The sequence below is a fragment of the Streptomyces avidinii genome (genome assembly GCF_045161815.1).
In the GTDB taxonomy this organism is placed as follows: Bacteria; Actinomycetota; Actinomycetes; order Streptomycetales; family Streptomycetaceae; genus Streptomyces; species Streptomyces avidinii.
In genome coordinates this window covers 6,341,113-6,359,733 of sequence record NZ_CP108863.1, presented here as the reverse complement: position 1 = coordinate 6,359,733, position 18,621 = coordinate 6,341,113, and the positions used below count along the sequence as shown (strand labels likewise).

General features: G+C 72.8%; 23 protein-coding genes. 11 read left to right on the top strand and 12 right to left on the bottom strand.

Translation table 11 applies throughout. The annotated features are described in order from the left end of the window. Nucleotides 1-107 precede the first annotated feature (107 nt). Nucleotides 108-788, top strand: coding sequence for an HAD family acid phosphatase (locus tag OG373_RS28665; protein ID WP_405441195.1), 681 nt, complete (start codon nt 108-110; stop codon nt 786-788). A gap of 262 nt (nt 789-1,050) precedes the next feature. Here the strand turns inward: OG373_RS28665 and OG373_RS28660 are convergent, their stop codons facing one another. The 3 genes from OG373_RS28660 to OG373_RS28650 all read right to left on the bottom strand — a co-directional run bounded on the left by OG373_RS28660 (nt 1,051) and on the right by OG373_RS28650 (nt 3,253). Next, entirely contained in the window at nt 1,051-1,494 is a 444-nt protein-coding gene (locus tag OG373_RS28660) for a VOC family protein (RefSeq protein ID WP_397735145.1), read from the bottom strand. An 81-nt stretch (nt 1,495-1,575) separates the two neighbouring features. After that, entirely contained in the window at nt 1,576-2,487 is a 912-nt protein-coding gene (locus OG373_RS28655; RefSeq protein WP_397735144.1) for an SDR family oxidoreductase, read from the bottom strand. 1 nt (nt 2,488) lies between these two features. Next, nucleotides 2,489-3,253 carry an SDR family oxidoreductase gene (locus OG373_RS28650; protein WP_405441194.1) on the bottom strand — a complete coding sequence of 255 codons (765 nt, stop codon included), beginning with the start codon at nt 3,251-3,253 and terminating at the stop codon, nt 2,489-2,491. A gap of 56 nt (nt 3,254-3,309) precedes the next feature. Between OG373_RS28650 and OG373_RS28645 the strand changes: the two genes are divergently transcribed. Genes OG373_RS28645 through OG373_RS28625 form a run of 5 tightly spaced genes read left to right on the top strand, consistent with a single transcriptional unit; the run spans nt 3,310 to nt 7,706 of the window. Continuing rightward, a complete protein-coding gene (locus OG373_RS28645; protein WP_405441193.1) occupies nt 3,310-4,059 on the top strand; it encodes an enoyl-CoA hydratase family protein in 750 nt (249 codons plus the stop codon). Continuing rightward, the gene (locus OG373_RS28640) at nt 4,056-4,907 is read left to right on the top strand and encodes a CoA transferase subunit A (RefSeq protein WP_405441192.1); all 852 of its coding nucleotides are present in this window, start codon (nt 4,056-4,058) and stop codon (nt 4,905-4,907) included. Before OG373_RS28645 ends, OG373_RS28640 begins: the two co-directional genes overlap by 4 nt. Then, nucleotides 4,904-5,647, top strand: a complete 744-nt coding sequence (locus OG373_RS28635) for a CoA-transferase subunit beta (protein WP_405441190.1) — start codon at nt 4,904-4,906, stop codon at nt 5,645-5,647. The genes OG373_RS28640 and OG373_RS28635 overlap by 4 nt, the downstream gene beginning before the upstream one ends. Nucleotides 5,648-5,663: 16 nt before the next feature. Beyond that, nucleotides 5,664-6,746 carry an NAD(P)H-dependent flavin oxidoreductase gene (locus OG373_RS28630; RefSeq protein ID WP_405444230.1) on the top strand — a complete coding sequence of 361 codons (1,083 nt, stop codon included), beginning with the start codon at nt 5,664-5,666 and terminating at the stop codon, nt 6,744-6,746. Nucleotides 6,747-6,776: 30 nt separating this feature from the next. Continuing rightward, entirely contained in the window at nt 6,777-7,706 is a 930-nt protein-coding gene (locus OG373_RS28625; RefSeq protein ID WP_405441188.1) for a tyrosine-protein phosphatase, read from the top strand. Nucleotides 7,707-7,784: 78 nt separating this feature from the next. Here the strand turns inward: OG373_RS28625 and OG373_RS28620 are convergent, their stop codons facing one another. Then, complete coding sequence (locus OG373_RS28620) at nt 7,785-9,467, bottom strand: DEAD/DEAH box helicase (protein WP_405441187.1); 1,683 nt, start codon at nt 9,465-9,467, stop codon at nt 7,785-7,787. 101 nt (nt 9,468-9,568) lie between these two features. Next, nucleotides 9,569-9,772 carry a cold-shock protein gene (locus OG373_RS28615; protein ID WP_052872633.1) on the bottom strand — a complete coding sequence of 68 codons (204 nt, stop codon included), beginning with the start codon at nt 9,770-9,772 and terminating at the stop codon, nt 9,569-9,571. A 415-nt stretch (nt 9,773-10,187) separates the two neighbouring features. Here OG373_RS28615 and OG373_RS28610 point away from each other — a divergent pair, with 415 nt between their 5' ends. Further along, nucleotides 10,188-10,829 carry an SIMPL domain-containing protein gene (locus OG373_RS28610; RefSeq protein WP_405441185.1) on the top strand — a complete coding sequence of 214 codons (642 nt, stop codon included), beginning with the start codon at nt 10,188-10,190 and terminating at the stop codon, nt 10,827-10,829. Between the two features lie 44 nt (nt 10,830-10,873). On the opposite strand, the gene OG373_RS28605 is transcribed toward OG373_RS28610, so the two are convergent. The 4 genes from OG373_RS28605 to OG373_RS28590 are packed head-to-tail and all read right to left on the bottom strand — an operon-like array spanning nt 10,874 to nt 13,759. Next, nucleotides 10,874-12,031, bottom strand: a complete 1,158-nt coding sequence (locus OG373_RS28605) for an acetyl-CoA C-acetyltransferase (RefSeq protein ID WP_405441184.1) — start codon at nt 12,029-12,031, stop codon at nt 10,874-10,876. Between the two features lie 26 nt (nt 12,032-12,057). Next, complete coding sequence (locus OG373_RS28600) at nt 12,058-12,687, bottom strand: TetR/AcrR family transcriptional regulator (RefSeq protein WP_405441182.1); 630 nt, start codon at nt 12,685-12,687, stop codon at nt 12,058-12,060. Between the two features lie 26 nt (nt 12,688-12,713). Continuing rightward, nucleotides 12,714-13,496 (bottom strand): SDR family oxidoreductase, encoded by a 783-nt coding sequence (locus OG373_RS28595; protein WP_397735124.1) that lies wholly within the window; start codon nt 13,494-13,496, stop codon nt 12,714-12,716. Beyond that, on the bottom strand, nt 13,493-13,759 hold the full coding sequence (locus tag OG373_RS28590) for a hypothetical protein (protein ID WP_405441180.1): 267 nt from the start codon (nt 13,757-13,759) through the stop codon (nt 13,493-13,495). Before OG373_RS28590 ends, OG373_RS28595 begins: the two co-directional genes overlap by 4 nt. A 64-nt stretch (nt 13,760-13,823) precedes the next feature. Between OG373_RS28590 and OG373_RS28585 the strand changes: the two genes are divergently transcribed. Genes OG373_RS28585 through OG373_RS28575 form a run of 3 tightly spaced genes read left to right on the top strand, consistent with a single transcriptional unit; the run spans nt 13,824 to nt 16,236 of the window. Continuing rightward, nucleotides 13,824-14,033 carry a hypothetical protein gene (locus tag OG373_RS28585; protein WP_405441178.1) on the top strand — a complete coding sequence of 70 codons (210 nt, stop codon included), beginning with the start codon at nt 13,824-13,826 and terminating at the stop codon, nt 14,031-14,033. Continuing rightward, a complete protein-coding gene (locus OG373_RS28580) occupies nt 14,033-15,178 on the top strand; it encodes an acyl-CoA dehydrogenase family protein (RefSeq protein WP_405441177.1) in 1,146 nt (381 codons plus the stop codon). Before OG373_RS28585 ends, OG373_RS28580 begins: the two co-directional genes overlap by 1 nt. Continuing rightward, nucleotides 15,178-16,236, top strand: coding sequence for an acyl-CoA dehydrogenase family protein (locus OG373_RS28575; RefSeq protein WP_405441175.1), 1,059 nt, complete (start codon nt 15,178-15,180; stop codon nt 16,234-16,236). Before OG373_RS28580 ends, OG373_RS28575 begins: the two co-directional genes overlap by 1 nt. Here OG373_RS28575 and OG373_RS28570 read toward each other — a convergent pair. Further along, entirely contained in the window at nt 16,217-16,942 is a 726-nt protein-coding gene (locus OG373_RS28570) for a class I SAM-dependent methyltransferase (RefSeq protein WP_405441173.1), read from the bottom strand. The genes OG373_RS28575 and OG373_RS28570 overlap by 20 nt on opposite strands. Before the next feature lie 65 nt (nt 16,943-17,007). Here OG373_RS28570 and OG373_RS28565 point away from each other — a divergent pair, with 65 nt between their 5' ends. Beyond that, entirely contained in the window at nt 17,008-17,220 is a 213-nt protein-coding gene (locus OG373_RS28565) for a hypothetical protein (RefSeq protein WP_405441171.1), read from the top strand. Between the two features lie 85 nt (nt 17,221-17,305). Here OG373_RS28565 and OG373_RS28560 read toward each other — a convergent pair whose 3' ends face one another. Together OG373_RS28560 and OG373_RS28555 are read right to left on the bottom strand one after the other, a co-directional pair. Next, nucleotides 17,306-17,854, bottom strand: coding sequence for a DUF1062 domain-containing protein (locus OG373_RS28560; protein ID WP_405441169.1), 549 nt, complete (start codon nt 17,852-17,854; stop codon nt 17,306-17,308). 188 nt (nt 17,855-18,042) lie between these two features. Continuing rightward, a complete protein-coding gene (locus OG373_RS28555; RefSeq protein WP_405441168.1) occupies nt 18,043-18,594 on the bottom strand; it encodes a hypothetical protein in 552 nt (183 codons plus the stop codon). Between the last annotated feature and the right edge of the window lie 27 nt (nt 18,595-18,621).

The window sequence follows — 18,621 nt, the reverse complement described above, 5'->3', positions numbered from 1 at the left end:
TCATCACGCGGTCACGAAAAGTTTCCTACCGGCCAGTAGACAGGGGTGCGGTTCTCGCCAACTCTGGTCACGTACATGCCAATCCCGTGACCGAGGGAGCGCCCCCCATGCGCAGCATCCGCAGCCCCCGCATGCCCCGTACCGCCGCCGCAGTAGCCGCGGCCACCGCCGTCCTGACGCTGGTTCCGGCCACCGCCGCCCAGGCCGCGCCCGCCCCGGCGCCCGCGCCGGTGTCCGTATCCGCCTCCCCCGCCGCCTCGGCGCCCGGCGGCAACGCGGCGATCCTCGGCATCGACTACGCCACCTGGCAGCGGGACGTCGCCGCCGTCATCGACGCGGCCCGGCCCGCGATCGAGGCGCGCATCGCCGCCTCGCCCGCCGGCGAGAAGCCCGCGCTCGTCCTCGACATCGACAACACCTCGCTGGAGACGGACTTCCACTGGTTCTGGACCTTCCCGACCCCCGCGATCTCCAAGGTCCGCGCGCTGACCCAGTACGCGCACGCGCGCGGTGTCGCGGTCTTCTTCGTGACCGCCCGCCCGGGGATCATCCAGTCCCTCACCGAGCGCAATCTCAAGGCCGTCGGCTACCCGGTCTCCGGGCTCTACGTCCGCGACCTGCCCGACCTGTTCGACGAGGTCAGCGCGTACAAGACGGGCAAGCGCGCGGAGATCGAGGCGCGCGGCTACACGATCATCGCGAACATCGGCAACAGCGCGACGGACCTCGTCGGCGGTCACGCGGAGCGCACCGTCAAGCTGCCGGACTACGACGGCAAGCTCTCCTGACCTGCTGCGCGGCGGCGCCCCTGCGCGGGCCGTACGGCCGCAGGACCCGCAACCGACGGAATCCGAACAGGAAATGGACAACATGATGGGCCGGCTGCGGTTCAGCGAGTGGATGTAGCGGGTAGTCATAGGACATCGCACCGATGAAGACTCGGGCCCGACCCCTCGCCAGGGGGCCGGGCCCGCTTCCGTGTCAGCCCCGCACCCGCCGCCCGCGCCCGGGTACGGGCGCAGGCACGGGCACGGGCACGGCACGGCACGGTCACTGGCCCGGCTCGGCCTCGCCCGGGAGGTTCAGCTGCCAGGAGACGCCGAAGCGGTCGTTCACCCAGCCGAAGCGGGCGCTGAACCCGTACGAGCCGAGCGGCATCAGCTCCGAGCCCTGCTCGGCGAGGGCCCCGTAGAGGCGCTCGATCTCGGCCTCGCTGTCGCACTGGACGTACAGCGACACGGCGGGCGTGAAGCCGAACTCGTGCTTGGCCGGACTGTCGATGCACATGAACGTCTGTCCGGCCAGGGAGAAGGCGGCGTGGCGCACGGTCCCCTCCTCCCCGACCCCGGGTCCGCTCTCGTCGGCGCCGTATCGGCTGATGCCCAGCACCTCGGCGTCGTCGAACAGCGAGAGGTAGAAGGTCATCGCCTCCTCCGCCCGCCCCTCGAACATCAGAAACGTGGTGATCTTCTGCGGGCTCGGCGTGATGGTCATCGCTGGGTCCTGTCCCTTCGCTGTCCGGCGATCCGGCGATCCGGAGCTCCGGCGAACCGGTGCTCGGAGCAGACCCTAGGTCTAGCGCGCCCCGTACACCGGCAGCGGTGCCTGCGCCGCCGCGAGGAGTTTCAGTGTGGCCTCGCCCGCCTCCGCCGGGGTCCAGCGCGCGCCACGGTCGGCGGTGGGGCCCGGCCGCCAGCCCTCCATCACCGTGATCCGGCCGCCCTCCGCCTCGAAGACCCGGCCCGTGACCCCGGCCGAGGCGTCCGCGCCCAGCCACACCACCAGCGGGGACACGTTCTCGGGGGCCATCGCGTCGAAGGCGCCCTCCTCCGGGGCGGCCATGGTCTCGGCGAAGGTCCGCTCCGTCATCCGGGTCCGCGCCGCCGGGGCGATGGCGTTGACCTGGACCCCGTAGCGGCCCATCTCCTCCGCCGCGACCATCGTCAGGCCGAGGATCCCGGCCTTGGCCGCGCTGTAGTTGCCCTGGCCGACCGAGCCCAGCAGCCCGGCCCCGGAGGAGGTGTTGACCACCCGGGCCGCCACCGGCCGGCCCGCCTTGGCCTCCGCCCGCCACCACGCGGCCGCCGACCGCAGCGGCAGGAAGTGGCCCTTCAGGTGCACCCGCATGACCGCGTCCCAGTCGTCCTCGTCCAGGTTGACCAGCATCCGGTCCCGCAGGAATCCCGCGTTGTTGACCAGGGTGTCCAGGCGCCCGAAGGTGTCCACGGCCGCCGCCACCAGCGAGGCCGCGCCCTGCGACGTCGCGATGTCCCCGCCGTGCGCCAGCGCCTGCCCGCCCAGTTCCCCGATCTCCCGGGCCACCTGCGCCGCGGGGCTGTCCGGCCCCGGCAGCCCGTCCAGCCCGACGCCGAGGTCGTTCACGACGACCTTCGCCCCCTCCGCCGCGTAGGCCAGCGCGTGGGCGCGGCCCAGCCCCCGCCCCGCGCCCGTCACGATCACGACCCGGCCTTCGCACAGTCCCGCCATCTCAGCTCTCCTTGTTGACAGTTGCCGCGTCCAGGAACGCCGGGCGCTCCCCGCCCCCGTGCACGAGCAGGCTCGCCCCGCTGACGTATGCCGCCCGGTCCGAGGCGAGGAACACGGCCGCCTCCCCCACGTCGGAGGGTTCGGCGAGCCGCCCCAGCGGGACGGTGGCGCCGACCGACGCGATGCCGGCCTCGTCGCCGTAGTGCAGGTGTGCCAGTTCGGTCCGCACCATGCCCAGGACGAGTGAGTTGACCCGTACGTCGGGGGCCCATTCGACGGCCATGGACCGGGCCAGGTTCTCCAGTCCCGCCTTGGCGGCGCCGTATGCCGCCGTCCCCGGCGAGGGGCGGGTCCCGCTGACGCTGCCGATCATGACCACCGAGCCCCGGGCCTCCCGCAGCCAGGGGTACGCCGCCAGTGAGGCGGTCATCGGCGCGAGCAGGTTGAGCTCGACGACCCGTGCGTGGCGCTGCGCCTCGCCCTCTCCCAGCAGCCGGTACGGGGTTCCGCCGGCGTTGTTGACCAGGCAGTCGAGCCTTCCGTGGCGGCCGGCGACCGCGTCGAAGAAGTCGTGCACGGCGGCGGGGTCGCGCAGGTCGACCGGGCTGAAGGCGGCCCTGCGGCCGTCCGCCGCCACCTCTTCGTCCGGTGACCGCCGGGCGCAGACGACCACGTCCGCGCCGGCCGCGAGGAACGACCGGGCGATCCCGGCGCCGACGCCCCGGGTTCCTCCGGTGACGACGACAACCCTCCCGTCGAGCTCCATGGGCTGCTACCTTCCTCACCTAACAAATGTTTGGTGGAAAGGTAGCTGATCCGCTCATGGGTGTCTCCACCTCAAGCCCCGACAAGGGCATCGCGCTCGTCACAGTCGACTTCCCACCCGTCAACGCGCTCCCGGTGCAGGGCTGGTACGACCTGGCCGACGCCCTGCGGACCGCGGGCCGCGACCCCGAGGTGCGGTGCGTCGTGCTCGCCGCCGAGGGCCGCGGCTTCAACGCCGGCGTCGACATCAAGGAGATGCAGCGCGACACCGGACACGCCGCCCTGATCGGCGCCAACCGGGGCTGCTACGAGGCCTTCGCCGCCGTGTACGAGTGCGAGGTGCCGGTCGTCGCGGCCGTGAACGGGTTCTGCCTGGGCGGCGGCATCGGACTCGTCGGCAACGCCGACGCGATCGTCGCCTCCGAGGACGCCACCTTCGGGCTGCCCGAGCTGGACCGGGGCGCGCTCGGCGCCGCCACCCACCTGGCCCGGCTGGTCCCGCAGCACCTGATGCGCGCGCTGTACTACACCTCGCGCACCGCGACCGCCGCCGAACTGCACGCGCACGGCTCGGTCTGGAAGGTGGTCCCGCGCGCGGAACTGCGCTCCGCCGCCCTGGAACTGGCCGCCGAGATCGCGAAGAAGGACGGCTGCCTGATCCGGCTCGCGAAGGCGGCCATCAACGGGATCGACCCCGTGGACGTGCGCCGCAGCTACCGCTTCGAGCAGGGCTTCACCTTCGAGGCCAACCTCAGCGGGGTGGCCGACCGGGTCCGCGACACCTTCGGGAAGGAAGAGCGCGCATGACCGACAAGTCCATGACCCCCGAAGAGGTGGTCGCCCAGCTGCACAGCGGGATGACCATCGGCATCGGAGGCTGGGGTTCCCGGCGCAAGCCGATGGCCCTGGTGCGGGCACTGCTCCGCTGCGAGATCACCGATCTCACCGTGATCTCCTACGGCGGCCCCGACGTCGGCCTGCTCGCCGCCGCCGGCCGGATCCGCAGACTGGTCGCCCCCTTCGCCACCCTCGACTCCATTCCGCTGGAGCCCCACTTCCGGGCGGCCCGCGAGCGCGCCGCCTTCACCCTCACCGAGCTCGACGAGGCCATGTTCATGTGGGGCCTGCACGCCGCCGCCAACCGGCTCCCCTTCCTCCCCGTCCGGGCCGGCCTCGGCTCCGACGTGATGCGGGTCAACCCGGAGCTGCGTACGGTCACCTCCCCCTACGACGACGGCGAGGAGCTCGTCGCCGTCCCGGCCCTGCGCATGGACGCCGCCCTGGTCCACCTCAACCGCGCCGACCGGCTGGGCAACGCCCAGTACCTGGGCCCGGACCCGTACTTCGACGACCTGTTCTGCGAGGCCGCCGACGCCGCCTACGTCTCCTGCGAGCAGCTCGTCGAGACCGCCGAGCTCGCCAAGTCGGGCCCTGCGCAGTCCCTCCTCGTCAGCCGCCACTCCGTCACCGGGGTCGTGGAGACCCCGAACGGCGCGCACTTCACCTCCTGCGTGCCCGACTACGACCGCGACGAGGCCTTCCAGAAGCTGTACGCGACCACCCCCTGGACCGAGTTCGCCGACCGCTTCCTGTCCGGGGCGGGCGAGCACGACTACCAGCTGGCCGTCCGGACCTGGCACGAGGAGCAGCAGTGACGACCACCGCCCCCCGCAGCGTCTCCCGTGCCGAGTACTGCGTGATCGCGTGCGCCGAGGCCTGGCGCGCCAACGGCGAGGTGCTCGCCAGTCCGATGGGCCTGATCCCCGCCTTCGGGGCCCGGCTCGCGAAGCGCACCTTCTCCCCCGATCTGCTGCTGACCGACGGCGAGGCCCTGCTCGTCGGGCTCGACGGCACGGCCGAGGGCTGGCTCCCGTACCGGCGCCACCTGACGATGGTCACCGGCGGCCGGCGGCACGTGATGATGGGCGCCAGTCAGATCGACCGGTTCGGCAACCAGAACATCTCGTGCATCGGCGACTGGGAGCGACCGGCCCGCCAGCTCCTCGGCGTGCGCGGCGCCCCTGTCAACACCCTCAACAATCCGGTGAGTTACTGGATCCCCAAGCACTCCACGCGGGTGTTCGTCGAGCGCGTCGACATGGTGAGCGGGGTCGGCTACGACCGCGCGGAGGCGGCCGGGGTGACCCGCTTCCACCGGCTGCCCCGGGTGGTGAGCGACCTCGGCGTCCTCGACTTCGCCGGGCCCGGCCACTCGATGCGCCTGGCCTCCGTCCACCCCGGCGTCACCGTCGAGGACGTCCTGGCGGCCACCGGCTTCGAGCCGGCCGTCACGGGTGAGGTCCCGTACACGCGGGAGCCGACCGCCGAGGAGCTGCGGCTGATCCGCGAGGTGATCGACCCCGAGGGGCTGCGCGACCGGGAAGTGCGGGTCTGAGGCGATGGCGACGACGATACGGACGGCCTTCACCGAGCTGGTGGGGGTCGAGCACCCCGTCGTGCAGACGGGCATGGGCTGGGTCGCCGGCCCCCGCCTGGTCTCGGGCGCGGCCAACGCGGGGGCGCTGGGGATCCTGGCCTCGGCCACGATGACCCTGGACCAGCTGCGTTCGGCGGTCCGCGAGGTGAAGTCCCGTACGCCGGACGGGACGCCCTTCGGGGTCAACCTGCGGGCGGACGCCGGGGACGCGGCCGAGCGCGCCCGGCTGATCATCGACGAGGGGGTGCGGGTCGCCTCGTTCGCGCTCGCGCCCTCCAAGGAGCTGATCGCGCGGCTCAAGGACGCGGGCGTGGTCGTGATCCCGTCGATCGGGGCCCGGCGGCACGCCGAGAAGGTGGCCGCGTGGGGTGCCGACGCGGTGATCGTGCAGGGCGGCGAGGGCGGCGGGCACACGGGGGACGTGGCCACGACGGTGCTGCTGCCGCAGGTCGTGGACGCGGTGGACATTCCGGTGATCGCGGCGGGCGGCTTCCGCGACGGGCGCGGTCTGGTCGCCGCCCTCGCCCACGGGGCGGCCGGCATCGCCATGGGCACCCGCTTCCTGCTGACCTCGGACTCCACCGTCCCGGACGCCGTGAAGGCCGAGTACCTGCGGGCCACCGTCAAGGACGTCACCGTCACCACGGCCGTCGACGGGCTCCCGCACCGCATGCTCCGTACCGAGCTGGTCGATTCCCTGGAGCGGGCGGGTCGCACCCGGGCCCTGGTGCGGGCGGTGCGGCACGCCGCCGGTTTCCGCAGGCTGTCCGGTCTGAGCTGGCCGCAGATGGTCCGTGACGGCCTCGCGATGAAACACGGCAAGGACCTGTCCTGGAGCCAGGTCCTGCTCGCGGCGAACACCCCGATGCTCCTCAAGGCGTCCATGGTCGAGGGCCGTACGGACCTCGGCGTCATGGCATCGGGCCAGGTCGCGGGGGTGATCGATGATCTCCCGTCCTGTGCGGAGCTCGTCTCCCGCGTCATGGCCGAGGCACAACAGACACTCGAAGCACTCGAAGCACTGCACTCGCTCCGCACCCTGCCACCACCAGGGTGATCCCCCTTCTCCGTCACAGGAGTTGCCCCTATGAGCCGTGCCAGAATCCGCCTGACGACCGCGGCGGCCGCCGCCGCCCTCGCCGTCGGGATCCTGCCCGCCTCCGCGTACGCGGAGGCGGCACCCGGAGCCGGGGTCGGTGCCCGGTACCACCAGCAGCAGGCCGAAACGATCCGCCAGATCCCTCTCCAGGGCGCCGTCAACGTCCGGGACATCGGTGGCTACCGCACCTGGACCGGCGGTCAGGTCCGCCAGGGCCTGGTCTACCGCTCCGACGCACTGAGCAAGCTGACCGCAGCGGACGTCACCACCGTCGCCGGTCTCGGCCTCAAGAAGGTCGTCGATTTCCGCATCCCGATGGAGCTCCAGTACGACGGCGCCGACCGGCTGCCCGCTGGGCTCTCCCCCACCTCGCGACCGGTCAGTGACCTGGGCCTCTACGGAACCCTCGTCGGCGCGATCGGCAGCGGCGATCCCGTCACCCAGGAGCAGATGCTCGGCGGCGGCCGCGCCGAGGCCTACATGCGCGACATCTACCGCACCTTCGTGACCGGCCCCGAGAACCGGGCGCAGTTCGCGGCGACGCTGCGGGAGATCGCCGACGGCCGGCAGGGCCCGGTCCTGTACCACTGCACGTCCGGCAAGGACCGGACCGGCTGGATGAGCTACGTCCTGCTGCGCGCCCTGGCCGTCCCCGAGGACACCGCGGAGCGCGACTACCTGGCGTCGAACACCTTCCGCGCCGCCTACGACGCCCAGGTACGGGCGGGCCTGAGGCAGTCGGGCCGGATGCAGAACCCGGACCTGCTGATCCCGCTCCAGGAGGTCCGCCAGGACTACCTGGACTCGGCGACGGCGCAGATGGAGGCCGACTACGGCAGCTTCTACGGCTATCTGACGCAGGGCCTCGGCCTGGACCTGCGGACGCTGGCGAGGCTGCAGGACCGGATCGTCCGGTAGCGGACAGCACGACGCCGGGCGGCGCGTCCTGCGCTGCCCGGCGTCGTGGTGCGTACGTGTACTGCCGCGGTACGGAGATCAGACCGCGCGGCGGCGGCTCTGGCCACCGGAGCCGACCCTGCTGCGCGCGGAAGCCGCGGCGGCGCCACCGCCACCGCCGCCCGTCCCGCGTCGGCCGCGCTCGCCGGAGCCGCCCGCTGCGGCGCCGCCGCCCTGGCCACCGCGACGGGCCTGGCCCGAACCGGCGGCCGCCGGGGCCTGCCCGGAGGCACCCCCGCCGGAACGGCGGCCGCGGCCGCCGGCCGCGGGAGCGCCGCCCGTGGCGGAGCCGGTGCGCGGCCCGCCGCCCGAGCGGCGGCGCGAGCCGGAGCCCGTACCGGAGCCGGAGCGCGGCTTGGGCGCGGTCGGCTGCGGAACGTCCAGCACCACCGGGATGCCCGAGGGCTCCTTGGCGCCGGTCAGCCGGGCCAGTTCCTCGTCGGAGGACTTGATCTGCGCGGTGCGCGGGGAGATCCCGGCGTCCGACATCAGACGGGTCATGTCCCGCTTCTGGTCGGGGAGCACCAGGGTGACCACGCTGCCGGACTCACCGGCACGGGCGGTACGGCCGCCGCGGTGCAGGTAGTCCTTGTGGTCGGTGGGCGGGTCCACGTTGACGACGAGGTCGAGGTCGTCGATGTGGATGCCGCGCGCCGCGACGTTGGTCGCGACGAGCGCGGTGACCTCGCCCGTCTTGAACCAGTCGAGGGTGCGGTTGCGCTGCGGCTGGGAGCGGCCGCCGTGCAGGCCGGAGGCGCGGACGCCGTCGGCGAGGAGCTTCTTGACCATGCGGTCGACCCCGCGCTTGGTGTCGACGAACATGATCACCCGGCCGTCGCGAGCGGCTATACGCGTCGCCACGGCCTTCTTGTCGGTCTCGTCCATGACGTACAGGACGTGGTGCTCCATGGTGGTGACCGCACCGGCCGACGGGTCGACGGAGTGGCCGACCGGGTCGGTCAGGAACATCTTGACGAGCTTGTCGATGTTCTTGTCCAGCGTCGCCGAGAACAGCATCCGCTGGCCGCCGGCCTCGACCTGCTTGAGCAGCGCCGTGACCTGCGGCATGAAGCCCATGTCGGTCATCTGGTCGGCCTCGTCGAGGACGGTGATCGAGACCTGCGAGAGGTCGGCGTCACCGCGGTCGATGAGGTCCTTCAGGCGGCCGGGGGTGGCGACGAGCACCTCGGCGCCGCGGCGCAGGGCGCCGGACTGCCGGTTGATCGACATGCCGCCGACGACGGTCGCGATGCGCAGGTTGACGGCCGTGGCGTACGGGGCCAGGGCGTCGGTGACCTGCTGCGCGAGCTCACGGGTCGGTACGAGGACCAGCGCGAGCGGCGCCTTCGGCTGCGCGCGGCGGCCGGCGGTGCGGGCGAGCAGCGCCAGGCCGAAGGCCAGCGTCTTGCCGGAGCCGGTGCGGCCGCGGCCGAGCAGGTCACGGCCGGCGAGGGAGTTCGGCAGCGTCGCGGCCTGGATCGGGAACGGCTCGGTGACGCCCTGGGCGGCGAGGGTCTTCAGCAGCGCCTCGGGCATGTCCATGTCCGCGAACGCGTCGACCGGCGGCAGCGCCGGCGCGATCGGCTCGGGCATGGTGAATTCCTGGGGTCGGGCCACGGGGGCGGACTTCTGCCGTCCCGCGCCAGACTTCGGACGCCCCTGGGCCGCACCTCGACCCCGGGTGGGGCGGCGGCTGGGTCGTGCGGAGCTGGAGCTGGTCATGCGAGAAAGCCCTCCTGAAACCGACAGGTAAAACAAAGGTCGAAACAGCAGACAAGCCGGGGTCCGCACCTCGCGGTGCGGACCCCGGCATGCTGAAGTACTTAGGCGGGAACGATGTTCTCCGCCTGGGGGCCCTTCTGGCCCTGGGTGACGTCGAAGGACACGCGCTGGCCCTCCTGGAGCTCACGGAAGCCCTGGGTGGCGATGTTCGAGTAGTGGGCGAAGACGTCCGGGCCGCCACCGTCCTGCTCGATGAAGCCGAAGCCCTTTTCCGAGTTGAACCACTTCACGGTGCCAAGTGCCATTTTAAATCTCCTGAATAGGCGGCAAAGGGCCCCATCCGGAGATTCCGGCAAAACAATAAAAGCGCCTGCGGAGCATTCCCGTCAGGCGCACATAAAGTTCATGGGTACCACAACTGCAACGAGCTCTAAGCTAGCACACCCTCGGTCCGGCGGCGCCGGAGCAGTGGTGTGACCTGCGCCCTCCGGTCGGCGGCCCGCGGTGCGCCGACCGGCCCGGCGGGGGATGTCCGCGGGGCCGGAGCCCCTGTCCCCCTTGGGTCGAGGCCGGTCCGGGCCCGTGCGGACGATCTCCCCGGCCGCGCGGCCGGCTCCGCCTTCGGCGAAAAAGATTCACTCCTGCGGGTCGGTCCGGGCGGGCCGGCAGAGGCGGCGGAAGTCCCTGGCGGCCTCCGGCCCCAACTGGTTTGATCATGGGATGGCAGCGATCAAGGAGCCCTGGGGGCTCAGTGTGCTCGGCGCGGGCAGCGTGTCCGCCGAACCCCGGCTCGCCCACGTGGACCTGGCGGTCGATCTCCTCGCCCCGACCCCGAAGGCCGCCTTCGCCGAGGCGGGCGCGGCGGTGAACCGGCTGCGGGACGTCCTGCGCGAGCACGGCATACCGGACTCGGACGTGTCCGGCTCACGCCTGCAGCTCACCTCGCAGTACAAGGGCTACGGCGCGGAGCGGTCCTTCCTCGGCTACGCCTGCGTGGCCACCTACACCGTGCGGACGGAGGCACTGGCCCGGCTGGAGCTGCTGATCGAGGACGCGGTCACGGCCGGCGCGAACCGCGTCGACGCCGTGCGGTTCGAGGTGAACGACAAGCCCGCGATGCGGGACGAGGCCCGGCGCCGGGCGGTGGAGGCCGCCCGGCGCAAGGCCGAGGTCTACGCGGAGGCGTGCCGGGTGCGGCTGGGACCGGTCATCCACATCGAGGACGTGGACCCGGAGTCGGTGGGCGGCCACAGCCACGGCCGCCGCACGGGCGGGGACCCGGAGGACGACGGCGCCCTCACCCCGGGCTCGGTGCGCGTCGAGGCGGCCGTACTCCTCGGCTTCGGCCTGCTCCCGGACTGACCGGGGCCGGGGCCCGGGACCCGAGGGCGGGGGCCGGGGGCGGCCTACAGCCGCTCGATGATCGTCACGTTGGCCTGGCCGCCGCCCTCGCACATGGTCTGCAGGCCGAAGCGGCCGCCGGTGCGTTCCAGTTCGTGGAGCAGGGTGGTCATCAGCTTCACCCCGGTCGCGCCCAGCGGGTGGCCCAGGGCGATCGCGCCGCCGTTGACGTTGACCCGCTCCGGGTCGGCGCCCGTCTCCTTCAGCCAGGCGAGCACCACCGGGGCGAACGCCTCGTTGATCTCCACCAGGTCGATGTCGGCCAGTGACATGCCGGTCTTCTTCAGCGCGTACGCCGTGGCCGGGATCGGCGCGGACAGCATCCGGATCGGGTCCTCCCCGCGTACCGAGAGGTGGTGGATGCGGGCGCGCGGCCGCAGGCCGTGTTCCCGTACCGCCCGCTCGGAGGCGATCAGCATGGCCGCCGCGCCGTCCGAGACCTGGGAGGAGACGGCCGCCGTGATGGTGCCGCCCTCGACCACGGGCTTGAGGGTGGCCATCTTCTCCAGGGTCGTGTCCCGGCGCGGGCCCTCGTCCACGCTCACGTCCCCGTACGCCACCGTCTCGCGCGCGAAGCGGCCCTCGTCGATGGCCCGGATCGCGCGCCGGTGGGAGCGGAGCGCGAACTCCTCCATGTCCTGCCGGGTGATCCCCCACTTCTGCGCGATGAGCTGGGCGCCGTGGAACTGGTTCACCGGGGCGTCCCCGTAGCGGGCGCGCCAGCCCGCCGAACCCGCGTACGGTCCCTCGTCGAGGCCCAGCGGCTCCGCCGCCTGCCGCGAGGCGAAGGCGATCGGGATCATCGACATGTTCTGGGTGCCGCCCGCGACCACCAGGTCCTGGGTGCCGGACAGGACGCCCTGCGCCGCGAAGTGCACCGCCTGCTGCGAGGACCCGCACTGGCGGTCGACGGTGACCCCGGGCACCTCCTCGGGCAGGCCGGCCGCCAGCCAGGCCGTCCGGGCGATGTCCCCCGCCTGCGGCCCCACCGTGTCGAGGCAGCCGAACACCACGTCCTCCACGGCGGCCGGGTCCACCCCGGACCGCTCGATCAGTGCCTTCAGGACGTGCGCGCCCAGGTCGGCCGGGTGGACGGCGGACAGGCCCCCCTTGCGCCTCCCCACGGGCGTGCGTACCGCATCGACTATGTAGGCCTCGGGCATCGGGACTCCTCGGACGGTCGGGTCGGTCAGGTGGGGCGCAGTGCGATCCCGTCCAGCACCATCGACAGGTACTGGCGGGCGATCTCCTCGGGGCTGTGCTGTCCGCCCGGCCGGTACCAGGACGCCGCCACCCACACCGTGTCGCGCACGAACCGGTAGGTGAGGCGGATGTCGAGGTCGGCGCGGAACACCTTGGCCTCGACCCCCCGCTCCAGCGTCCCCAGCCAGGCCTTCTCGAACTTCTGCTGCGAGCCGGACAGGTAGTGGAAGCGGGGCTGGGCGGAGAGGGTGCGGGACTCCTTCTGGTAGATGGCGACGGCGGCGCGGTGCCGGTCGATCTCCCGGAAGGACTCGGTGACGAGGGCCTCGATGGTCTCCCTGGGGCCGAGACCGGCGGCGAGGACGGTGTCGTACCCGTCCCACAGTTCGGTCAGGAAGGCCGAGAGGATCTCGTCGAGCATCGATTCCTTGGAATCGAAGTGGTAGTAGAGGCTGCCGGCGAGCATTCCGGCGGCGTCGGCGATCTTGCGGACGGTGGTGGCGTTGTAGCCCTGCGCGGCGAAGACCTCGGCTGCGGTGTCGAGGAGTTCACGACGCCGTTCGGGGGACGCCGTCACCTGCGGCTGCTTCTTGGCTGTCGGCTTGTTCGTTGGCACGCGTCCATTCTCGGCCAAGGCATCCGCTAGGCGTGCTGGCTGCTGACCGACACCGTCTCGCCGGTCATGTACGACGAGTAGGCGCTGGCCAGGAAGACGATGACGTTGGCGACCTCCCAGGGTTCGGCGTACCGGCCGAAGGCCTCGCGGGCGGTGAGTTCGGCCAGGAGCTCCTCGCTGGTGACCTTCACCAGGTGGGGGTGCATGGCCAGGCTCGGGGCGACCGCGTTGACGCGTACGCCGAACTCCGCCGCCTCCAGGGCCGCGCAGCGGGTCAGGGCCATCACCCCGGCCTTGGCGGCGGCGTAGTGGGCCTGGCCGGTCTGGGCGCGCCAGCCGATGACGGAGGCGTTGTTGACGACCACTCCGCCGCCGCCGGAGGCCTTGAGGGCGCGCAGGGCGGCGCGGGTGCAGCGGAAGGTGCCGTTCAGGGTGACGTCGAGGACGCGGGACCACTGGGCGTCGGTCATGTCGACGAGGGCGGCGGTGCCGCCGAGGCCGGCGTTGTTGACGACGATGTCGAGGCGGCCGTGGGTGTGCTCGGCGAGTGCGAAGAGGGCCTGGACCTGGTCCTCGTCGGTGACGTCGCAGGGCAGTGAGGTGACCTGGTCCGCCCCGAACTCGGCGGCGAGGGCCTCCTCGGTCTCCTTCAGGCGGCGGGCGTGGGCGTCGCCGATGACGATGCGGGCGCCCTCCTCCAGGAGGCGGCGGGCGGTGGCTCCGCCGATCCCGGCCCCGGCGGCGGCGGTGACGACGGCGGTGCGGTCCTTCAGCAGTCCGTGCCCGGGGACATAGTCGGGGGTGTTCACGCCCGTACCTCCTTGGGAAGGCCGAGGATCCGCTCGGCGATGAGGGTCGTCTCCGGCCCGGTCCGGGCCCGGACGAGGCGGTCGCGGATCAGCGGCTCGGCGCTCGGCGGCTCGGCGAGGGCGCCGTCGGTCCGGGCGGGTTCGGTGGGAGCCCCGTGCTCGCGGCCGGGTCCGCCGCGGCCCTCGAGGGCGGTGAACCCACCGGCGAGGTGGGCCCGTTGCCACCCCCGGGCCCCGGTGCGGAACTCCTCGACGCTGCTCATGGCCGTACGTTAACCTACCAAACACTTGTTAGGGAAGCTTCCCCTCGTGAAGGACGGACGCCGCATGCCCGACGACCGCAGGCCCGACGACACACCCGGACCGGCGCCGGCCGAGCGGGCCGTCAACAACCGGGCCGAGGACCTCCAGGGCCTGCGCACCGGCACGGACTCGGTGTTCGGCCTGCACCACCTGGCGCACACGCACGACGCGGAGACCGCCGCGGACTCGCTCGGCGGCGTCGACATCGCCGCCACGAAGGAGGCGACCACCTGATGGAACTCACGCACACGGCGGACGTGGAGGCCTTCCGGGCCGAGGCCCGGGACTGGCTGCGCGCACACGTTCCGGCCCGGCCCCTGCCCTCCCTGGAGACCGCGGAGGGATTCGCGGCGCACCGGGAGTGGGAGGCGGTGCTGCACGCGGACCGCTGGTCGGTGGTCTCGTGGCCCGAGGAGTACGGGGGCCGGGGCGCGGACATCGTGAAGTGGCTGGTGTTCGAGGAGGAGTACTGGGCCGCGGGCGCACCCGGCCGGGTCTCGCAGAACGGCATCAGCCTCCTCGCCCCCACCCTCTTCGACCATGCGGGCGCGCAGCAGCGGGCGCGCGTGCTCCCGTCGATGGCGAGCGGCGAGGTGATCTGGGCGCAGGCCTGGTCGGAGCCCGAGTCCGGGTCCGACCTGGCCTCGCTGCGGTCGCGGGCGGTCCGCACGGACGGCGGCTGGCTGCTGTCCGGGCAGAAGACCTGGTCCTCGCGGGCCGCCTTCGCGGACCGCGCCTTCGGGATCTTCCGCACCGACCCGGACGCCCCGCGACCGCACCAGGGGCTGACGTACGTGATGTTCGACCTGCGGGCGCCGGGTGTGACAGTGCGGCCCATCGGCCGCCTCGACGGCAAGCCGGCCTTCGCGGAGCTCTTCCTGGACCGGGTCTTCGTACCGGACGAGGACGTCATCGGGGAGCCGGGGCAGGGCTGGCGGATCGCCATGTCGACGACCGGCAACGAGCGCGGGCTGACCCTGCGCTCCCCCGGCCGCTTCCTGGCCGCGGCGGACCGGCTGGTGGGGCTGTGGCACGAGCACGGGGACCCCGCCGACTCCGCGCTGGGGGACCGGGTCGCGGACGCGGTGGTCGGGGCGCGCGCGTACGAGCTGTTCACCTGGGCGAACGCCGCCCGCTTCGCGGCGGGCGAGACGATCGGCGCCGAGTCCAGCCTGAACAAGGTGTTCTGGTCGCAGTACGACATCGCCCTGCACGAGACGGCCCTGGACCTGCTGGGCGCGGACGCGGAGCTCGCGGACGGCGCATGGGCCGAGCCGTGGGTGTTCTCCCTGGCCGGGCCGATCTACGCGGGGACGAACGAGATCCAGCGCGACATCATCGCCGAGCGGCTGCTCGGCCTCCCGAAGGGCCGCCGCTGATGCGCTTCCTGCCGACCGACGAGCAGTCGGACTTCGCCCGTACGCTGCGCTCGCTGCTGGGCTCGGCGCAGGTGCCGGCGACGGTACGGGCCTGGGCGGACGGCGATGCCTGGCCCGGGCGGGCGCTGTGGTCCCGGCTCGCGGGGACGGGGCTGTTCGCGCTGGCCGTGCCGGAGGCCTACGAGGGGGCGGGCCTGCTCCCGCCGGAGCTGTCCCTCGGCTTCGTGGAGCTGGGCCGGGCCGGGGTGCCGGGGCCGGTGGTGGAGAGCGCCGCCGTGTCGGTGCTGCTGGCGGAGCTGGCGGACGAGGCGCTCGCCAAGCGGTTCCTGCCGGGGCTGGCCCGGGGGGAGACCTCGGCCACGCTGACCCTGCCGGGCGGGGGCCCGTACGCGCTGGACGCGGACGCGGCGACGTACTGCTTCACGGTGTCGCCGACGGGCGAGCTACGGCTGGCGGGCGGTACGGGCGAGGCCGACGGTACGGGCGGCGCCGGAGCCTCGGGAGCCACCGGCGCCACCGGCGCCACCGGCGAGCCGATCCGGTCGACGGACCCGGCCCGCCGGCTCTGTCTGCCGACGGCCGACGGGGGCGAACTGCTGGCCGCGGGCCCGGGGGTGGCGCGGGCGGCGGAGGTGGCCGGACGCTGGGCCCGGCTGCTGACGGCCGCCCAGTGCCTGGGCGTCGGCGAGGCACTGCTGGCCAGGACGGTGGAGTACGCGAAGCAGCGCACGCAGTTCGGCACACCGATCGGGTCCTTCCAGGCGGTCAAGCACCGGCTGGCGGACACCCTGCTCGCCCTGGAGTTCGCCCGCCCGCTGGTGTGGGCGGCGGCCCTGTCCCCGGCCCCGGGGGAGGTGGCCGCGGCGAAACTGTCGGCGGGCGAGGCGTCCTACCGGGCGGCGATGACGGCGCTCCAGCTCCACGGCGCGGTCGGCTACACCGAGGAGCTGGACCTGTCCCTGTGGCTGCGCAAGGCCCGGCCCCTGCGGGACGCCTGGGGAACGCCTTCGGCCTGCCGGGCCGAGGTACTGCGGTCCCTCACACCACCGCGACGCTGACGTTCACGACGTACTGCTCCTCGACGATGCCGTCCGGGAAGAGCGGGTTCAGCAGCTCGCGTTCCCCGGCGAAGTACTCGCGGGTGCGGGCCTCGCCCAGGACCAGGAAGGCGGAGTGGCTGGCGAGGTTGGCCAGGTGGTCGTCCAGCGTGATGCGCCGGGACCAGGGCACCGACCGGGTGGTGAACTCGCCGAGCCCCTCGGGCAGCGTGCGGTGGGTCTCCCCCTTGACCTCGAAGAAGACCCGGAGCCGCTCCTCCTGTTCGGCGATCCACGGGACGGTGACGTCCGTGTCGTTCCACCAGATCGCGAGCGCGCCGCCGGGACGCAGCACCCGGCGGGCCTCGGGCACGGAGCGGGCCGGGTCGGTCCAGTGCCAGGCCTGGGCGTAGGTGAGCAGGTCGAACGCGCCGGTGGCCAGCGGCAGCCGGTCCCCGTCGCCGCGCACGATCGGGATCCCGGGATGCGTCCGGCGGAACTCGGCGGCCATCCCGTCCCCGGGCTCCACGGCGAGGACCTCGGCCCCGCGCTCGCGCAGGAGCCCGGTGGCGATGCCGGTCCCGGCTCCCACGTCGGCCACCCGGGCCCCGGCGAGCGGCCGCCCGGCGAGGGCCTCGACGGCATCGAAGAGGGCCGGGGGGTAGCCGGGGCGGTGGGCTGCGTACAGAGCTGCTGCTGCGTCGAAGGAACGGGCTCGTGTCGTCATGCGTCCATTGTTTTCGATCACACAACCGGCAACAAGATCGAGGTACTTGCACCATGCGAAGGACGATGACCACGGTGACCGTGTGCGCCGCGGCGGCCGCAGTGCTCACCGCCGCGGAGCAGAAGGTCGGGTACCCGGTGAACGTCGTTCCGGGCACGATCACGGGCCCCGACGGCAAGCTTCAGCAGGCCCCGTGCGTCATCAAGGTCGACGGGAAGAAGGTCGCGGAGAGCGACGGCGTGACAGCCGCGAAGGGCTGCTCCTGCACGATCGAATAGGCGCGTCGCGTCTCCCGGGCCCGGCGGGGCTCCTGGAGCCCGTCCGGCGGATCCTGCCGGACGGGCCCCAGGTTCCGGGGAGGGCTCAGCGCTTGAGCATGAAGGTGAAGTCGCCGGAGATCTTGCCGCCCAGCCGGACCGGCGACACGAGTTTCCCGTCCGCGATCAGTCTTTCGACCTCGGCCCGGGAAAGTCCGCAACCTTCAGCGATCACCCGCACCGGCCGGACGGGGATCTGCGCCGCGAAGCGGACCGCGACGTCGATCACCTCCCGGCCCAGGTGATCCGATCCGTCGGTGTCGAGCCGCCAGGCGTCGTCCCAGTCGAGGGCGATGCGATTGCGTCGCCGCATGACCGGATCCTGGAGCACCTCGGCCGCCAGGCCGGGGTCGTTGTCATGCATGCGGTCCAGGAGCTCAGGTCGTACGGAGCGCACGTTCATCCGCTCCAGGACCGTGAGCTTCGCGGTGTCCCCGCAAGCGGTACAGAGCACGAGCAGCCAGGCGTCGAGGAGCTTGTGGTTCGCGTTGACACGAAATTTGCCGTTCGCCCGGAAGCGCTCGGACGCGCACGCATGGCAGCGGCGGCGAACGAGCGGCAGGCAGGTGGGCACGACCGCCCAGTTATTGAGCACAGAAGTACACCGGTTTCAGTGAGAAGTCCGCAGCAAAAAGCAGCACGGCGCACATGTGCGACGCGCGACCGATCAGCGCTTGGGGGGTCTCACAGGGTGTACAACGGCAGGTCCTTGCCTGGACGACTCGGTTCGACGGCACGGTAGTGGCGCACAGCGACGCTGTTCCACTGGTTTTCGGAGACGCCCTAGGCCCGGTGGCGGCGCAGGGAGATCCGGCCGACGACGACGGTCTGGAGCAGGATCAGGGCCCCGGTGCCGAGCGCCGGCCAGCGCGGGCCGTCGGGGCGTCCGCCGACGGACCAGGCCGGTCCGTCGGGGTCCACGGTCACCTTCAGCCGGGCGCCGACCGGGAGGTCCTTCGCCACCGGGCCGGGCAGGTCGCGGCCCGCCTCGGTGCGCAGCCGCAGCGACGGGGCCGTGGTCGAGCCGTCCTCGACCACGGTCCGCTCGATCACGATCGCCTGTTCCTCGCGGCCGCGGTCGTGGAGGGTGTGCCGGTCCCAGGTGATCCCGCCGGCCACGGCGACGGCGACCGCGAGGAGCGCGACGGAGGTGCGGGCGACGAACTCCGCGTCGGTGCCGTGCGGGACGGCCGCGCCGAGGACGAAGACGGCCAGCAGGACGGGGATCCAGGCGCCCTCGGGACCCTGCAGCAGCCAGATCGCCGCGAACTCCCCTGCCAGGAGAAGGCAGTTGCGCAGGACGGCGCCCGGCAGTCTCCGTATCAGTTCAGCCATGGACACATCATGCCCGGGGGGCGGGTG